General features: G+C 49.8%; 3 protein-coding genes. All 3 read right to left on the bottom strand.

Annotated elements, in window-relative coordinates; genetic code table 11:
- Positions 1 to 383: 383 nt before the first annotated feature.
- The gene (gene aceA / locus EXY25_RS10380) at positions 384 to 1,691 is read right to left on the bottom strand and encodes an isocitrate lyase (protein ID WP_114340053.1); all 1,308 of its coding nucleotides are present in this window, start codon (positions 1,689 to 1,691) and stop codon (positions 384 to 386) included.
- Positions 1,692 to 1,752: 61 nt separating this feature from the next.
- Positions 1,753 to 3,354: a malate synthase A gene (gene aceB, locus EXY25_RS10375; protein ID WP_114340052.1), complete on the bottom strand. Its 1,602-nt coding sequence runs from the start codon at positions 3,352 to 3,354 to the stop codon at positions 1,753 to 1,755.
- A 669-nt stretch (positions 3,355 to 4,023) separates the two neighbouring features.
- On the bottom strand, positions 4,024 to 5,889 hold the full coding sequence (locus EXY25_RS10370; protein ID WP_130566672.1) for a TIGR00341 family protein: 1,866 nt from the start codon (positions 5,887 to 5,889) through the stop codon (positions 4,024 to 4,026).
- Between the last annotated feature and the right edge of the window lie 111 nt (positions 5,890 to 6,000).

Below are 6,000 nucleotides of genomic sequence, written 5' to 3'. Positions count from 1 at the left end.
GCGGCAATGCGCAAGCTGACTCATATTTGCTTCGGCGTGCTTAAGCACCAGAGCGAGTATCAGCCTCAAACAGCGTGAAAATCACTGCTTGAGGCATGACGAGCAAGATGGTATCTCTCCCCTAGGAGAGGGCTTTCACAGCACTAACGGCACAGCTAATCTCGCGAAGTGTTTAGGATGCCATGCGCCCGCGGCATACCGTACATCCTGTACATCCTGTACATCCTGTACACAGCGTACCCCGCGAAGCGTTGTGGGTATAAAAAAGCCCGGCTGTAAGCCGGGCGAAGTCAAAGGAAAGGTTGGAGCAACACTTCTTGTTTACAACCGCTGTTGCCAGCGGGTCTCTCTTGTTACCAAAAAAGCATCGATTTAAATAACTGCTATTTAAACTGCGCTTCTTCAGTTGAGCCGGTCAGTGCAGTGACCGACGATTCGCCACCCTGGATGGTGTTCGTTACTTGATCAAAGTAGCCAGTACCTACTTCCTGCTGGTGAGAAACAAAGGTGTAGCCACGTTCAGCTGCATCAAATTCCTGCTGCTGTAGTTCAACGTAAGCAGACATACCACGATCACGATAACCGCTCGCCAATTCGAACATGTGGTACCACATGTTGTGGACACCCGCTAAGGTGATGAATTGGAACTTATAACCCATGGCACCCAACTCGCGCTGGAACCGAGCGATGGTCACATCATCCAGATTCTTCTTCCAGTTAAACGATGGTGAACAGTTATAAGCCAATAGCTGATCTGGATACTTCGCATGGATCGCTTCTGCAAATTTCTTCGCCTGTTCCAGATCTGGCTTCGCGGTTTCGCACCACACCATGTCGGCATAAGGAGCATAGGCCAGACCGCGGGCAATCGCCTGATCGATACCGGCACGAGTACGATAAAATCCTTCAGCGGTGCGCTCACCGACCACAAACTCGCGATCATAGGGGTCGCAATCCGAGGTCAACAGATCAGCTGCATCGGCATCAGTACGAGCAATCACCAATGTCGGCACGCCCATCACATCGGTCGCCAGACGCGCGGCAATCAGCTTTTGTACCGCTTCCTGAGTTGGTACCAGTACCTTACCGCCCATATGGCCGCACTTTTTCACTGAAGCTAATTGATCTTCAAAATGCACACCCGCAGCACCCGCCTGGATCATACCTTTCATCAATTCAAACGCATTAAGTACGCCACCAAAACCAGCTTCGGCATCGGCAACAATCGGCGCAAAATAGTCGATATAACCTTTGTCGCCGGGGTTAATACCTTTACCCCATTGGATCTGGTCGGCACGGGTAAATGCATTATTAATACGGCTAACAACTTCGGGTACGGAATTCGCTGGGTACAGAGACTGGTCCGGATACATGGTGCCAGACAAGTTGTTGTCTGCCGCTACCTGCCACCCAGACAGGTAGATCGCCTGTAAACCTGCTTTCACTTGCTGTACAGCTTGCCCGCCTGTCAGTGCCCCCATGGTGTTCACATAGCCATTGCGCGCTTCACCATTAATCAGTGACCAGAGCTTTTCAGCACCGGCGCGAGAATGTGAGCATTCAACCATTCGTGAACCACGCAAGTTCACCACCTCTTCAGCGGTATAACCACGGGTTACGCCTTTCCAGCGAGGATTTTCTGCCCAATCTTTCTCCAGAGCCTGGATCTGTTCTTGCCTTGTTTGTGTCATCTTGACGTCCTCTTGCAGACCTATATAAGTTGCGCTTGTAGGGGGCACCTCTAACGGGTACTCAATTAAGTCGCCGGTAACCCGGCAGGGTTAAAAATTCAACGAGCTGTTCGTCCAGCGTGATCTTTTCCATCAAGGCCGCTGCTTCCTCAAATCGACCTTGGCGGTATTTGATGTCGCCCAGCTCTTCGGCTAACACCAACATCTCTTCGCTCAACAAACGGGTAAACAGTTCTGGGGTAACCACCTCGCCGCTATCCAAGGCTTTACCATGACGGATCCATTGCCATATTGAGGTTCGGCAAATCTCTGCGGTGGCCGCATCTTCCATCAAACCATAAATGGGCACGCAGCCATTGCCGGAGATCCACGCTTCGATATACTGCACTGCAATACGGATATTGAGCCGCATGCCTGCTTCAGTGCGGGTACCTTCACAAGGTTGCAGCAAGTCATCAGCGGTAATTTCGGCGTCCTCTTCACGGCTAATATCCAGTTGATTTTTGCGCTGACCTAGCACACGACTAAATATGCCTTGCGCCGTAGCCGCCAAACCTGGGTGTGCAATCCAAGTACCGTCATGACCGTTATTGGCCTCACGCTCTTTGTCTTGCCTTACTTTTTCCAGTACCGCTTCATTTTGTTCAGCATCTTTGCTGGGAATAAAGGCCGCCATACCGCCCATGGCCATCGCCCCGCGACGATGACAAGTACGGATTAACAAACGGGAATAGGCATTTAGGAATGGTTGTGCCATCCCCACCTGCTGGCGGTCAGGAAGTACGCGATCAGAATGATTTTTTAGCGTTTTGATATAACTGAAGATGTAATCCCAGCGGCCACAGTTTAACGCCACAATATGGTCTTTCATTGCGTACAAAATTTCATTCATCTCAAACACGGCAGGCAGGGTCTCAATCAACAGCGTTGCCTTTATCGTGCCGCGCTCGAGGCAGTAACGATCTTCGACATAGCTGAAGATACGACTCCACCAAGCCGCTTCATGGTGACTCTGCAGCTTGGGAATATAGAAATAGGGACCACTGCCACTATTTAGAAGCTGACGATAGTTATTCAAGAAATAGAGCGCAAAATCGAATAGCGCACCAGGAATGGCCTCGCCTTGGAACAAGACGTGTTTTTCATCTAAATGCAGCCCGCGCACACGGCAGATCAATACCGCAGGATCGTCGCTCAACTGATAGTGCTTGCCGCTGTTGGGGTCGATATAGTCAATGTTACGATTGACCGCATCACGCAGGTTGATTTGCCCCTGCACAACCGCATCCCAAGTGGGTGACAGTGAATCTTCAAAGTCAGCCATAAACACTTTGACATCAGCATTCAGCGCATTGATCACCATCTTGCGTTCAACCGGCCCGGTGATCTCCACACGGCGGTCCAATAAGTCTTCCGGGATCCCCCGGATCTGCCAATCTGAATTGCGGATATCTTTGGTTTCTTCAAGGAAGTCTGGCAAGGCGCCGGCATCAAATGCTTGCTGACGACGCTGGCGATTAGCCAGTAGATCGCGACGTTCAGGAGCAAACTTTCTCACCAGATCGGCCACCAGCGACATAGCATCGACGGTTAACACCTCACGATACGCGTTGGTCACTTCACCCTGAATATGTAGCTCACGGCTGGCTGGTGGTGCTGTCATTGACTCCATCTGGTCACCCTCAATAAACAATCATTTGTTACTTAACCACCACGAAATTATCGTTAGCAATGTTCCGAAGTGATATACGACTATTGTCTAAGGCCGTTAAAGCCCCTGCCTAGACGAGTAAGCAGAACCATCTGCCAAACCTTACTAATTAAAGTTCAAACAAACGTTTAGAGTGTTTGCTCTAGGCTTGCATTTATTTATAGATTGACCCAAATCAAAAAGCAAACACCTGTTTGAAAATTAATCCAATTACGTAAATTAATTACACAAGGTGATTGTTCGAGGTAACTATCAAGGTAAGAAAACAAACAGATCAAATTGCCTTAATCGATTGTTTTTTAAACGGATGAAAAACTCAGAGCCACTAAGCAGAAGCTTCCAAGTCCAATTTCAAACATGTTCTGATATTAAAGAATGGTGTATTAATGCGAATTCAAACGAGAGGGTAGCTCTGAGCTTACAGCTGTAAGTTGATATAAGTTGGCGCAATAATGACGAATTGTTGTTTAGTCACCACCCAGCCAACTTACTCATTGCCAGATCTGATTTTTAACAGCGTTTTTGCTCGTTTTAAACGCCAGCAGGATCTCAAAATTGTGATTTAAATCACCTTGCAGCGCACTGATGAATGGTTCATTCAGGGCAATACCACGGCCTATCTTATTGCAGACGCAAAGAGCTGCTGGCTTCGAGCACAACGGGCTGCTTCATCACCGCTTCCACTGCACGCTTGGTATTTTGATAGTCAGAGGCGGTCAGCGGCCTCGGTGCCACGAGTTTTACCGACACAGTGATCGGTCTTGATGAAACTACCCGAACCTCTGCCAAACGAATATCATCAATCAACCGCCCCTCTAACTGCTTAATCAACTTCGTTTTGTGGACTACCTGAACGAAGCTAAGAGCAAGAGGAATACTCACCAGAGCAACCGCCAGTGCCGATAGGATCAAGCCCCGTTTTGCCCGGCTAAATGGGGCAAACCCCAATACCAGAAAGGTCACAGCGCCGGCCAACACAATCCCCGACAAGTTAGTCAGGAAAAGCAAAAAGGCACCCCACATAATACCGGTATCTCCCCAACCGATACCGATCCCGGTAACCGCTAAAGGCGGTACTAACGCAACCGCAATGGCAACACCGGCCAGGCTTTTAGCCAAAGCAGCTCGCGCATGGGCGTAAGCCCCCGCAATACCCGAGATCACCGCGACAGCTAGGTCTAGCAAGTTCGGCCTGAGCCGTGCCGATATTTCAGGTGTCACTTGTTGCAACGGGATCAACCAAGTCGCGACCACCGCAAAGCCTAATGCCAACGCCAAACCAGTAAACAGGGTATAAAGGCTACCCTTGAGCAAGGACTCATCTTGCCGCGCAATTGCCATCGCCAATGAAATAATGGGTCCCATCAATGGCGCCAAGATCATCGCCCCAATAATCACCGGCGGTGAATTGGCAAACAGCCCCACAGAGGCCAACAGTGTCGACAAGATCATCAAGGTCAGAAAGACATTGGAAGGCGTGGCATTTTCTCGCAGCGCTTGATATAGCTCTTTGAATTCATCGGTGGCTGCATGAGCGATCCAGCTAAGTGGCCGCTTGGTCATCTGTTCAATCGCCCCGCCTGACGGCAGATGTTGTATTTTGCGCTGTTCCTTGCTGTCGCTAGCGCCCTCCTCTATTGCCAACAACCGGCCAGAAACGAGAGACAAGCGCTTCGCTTGGTTTTCGAAGACAAGCTCCTTGGCACAGATCTCACAGCCATCATGCCGGTACTCCATGCCCCCATTCGAGCGCACGCTTAAACTGGCGGTTTTAATGATGCCGACACTGCGCGGCACAGAGCCGCTGTTTCGATGAAACACGGAAGACAACAAAAAGCGGTACATCTCCATCAAACTTCTTGGCGCCAGCAAGATGGCGTGAAACATACCGTCATTGATATGGGAACCAGGCAGTAACCGACGTCCCATCACTGAGTTTTTGCCATGCTCAACAACGGTGATCCCCATTGCTGCAGTCACTATTTTCTCATCGTTGCCGGTGATTAACTCATAGCGTTTTGGCACCAGTTCGCCCAATCGACGCCCCGACGACAACAGGTGCTTAAACTTAGCCCATACTCCTTCAATGGCACCGCCTGGGCGTAACCCAAAAACATCGCCAATCACTACCGAATTCAACACCAAGCGGCCGTTGCACAACAGCAGATCAACACTCCTGGCTTTGTTATTCAGTCCATCCTCTACCGCTTGTAATAACTTGCTACTGACGCCGCCACCTTTAATTGCATGTACCGCGTTGGGGTGAGGAAGAAAGGCAAACTGCCACTGCTTATCAGTGGCACAGGGAAGTAATTCCGAGATCTGATCATCTGAAAGGTATAGAAGCACCCGCGCGTCTTCCGGCCAATTGGGGAGCTCATGGGGGTTAAACGCCACTGGGGTCAGCTCATGCTCAGCCAACATCGGCAAAAGCTGTTTTTTAACGACCTCTTGCTGGGCCATATCGAAGAGCAAAAAACACATCATGAGCGGAGGCACTCCCTGTGACTAGATCGGGCTAATGGACTAAGCGTAACAGAAGGTATTGATTTCGCAGAGTTATGTTAACTTAACATTTATGACGCGATACAAACTCAA

The organism is Corallincola spongiicola, from assembly GCF_004284785.1.
Classification (GTDB): Bacteria; Pseudomonadota; Gammaproteobacteria; order Enterobacterales; family Neiellaceae; genus Corallincola; species Corallincola holothuriorum.
The sequence above is the reverse complement of the archived record's forward strand: the minus strand, read 5'-3'. Positions and strand labels throughout refer to the sequence as shown.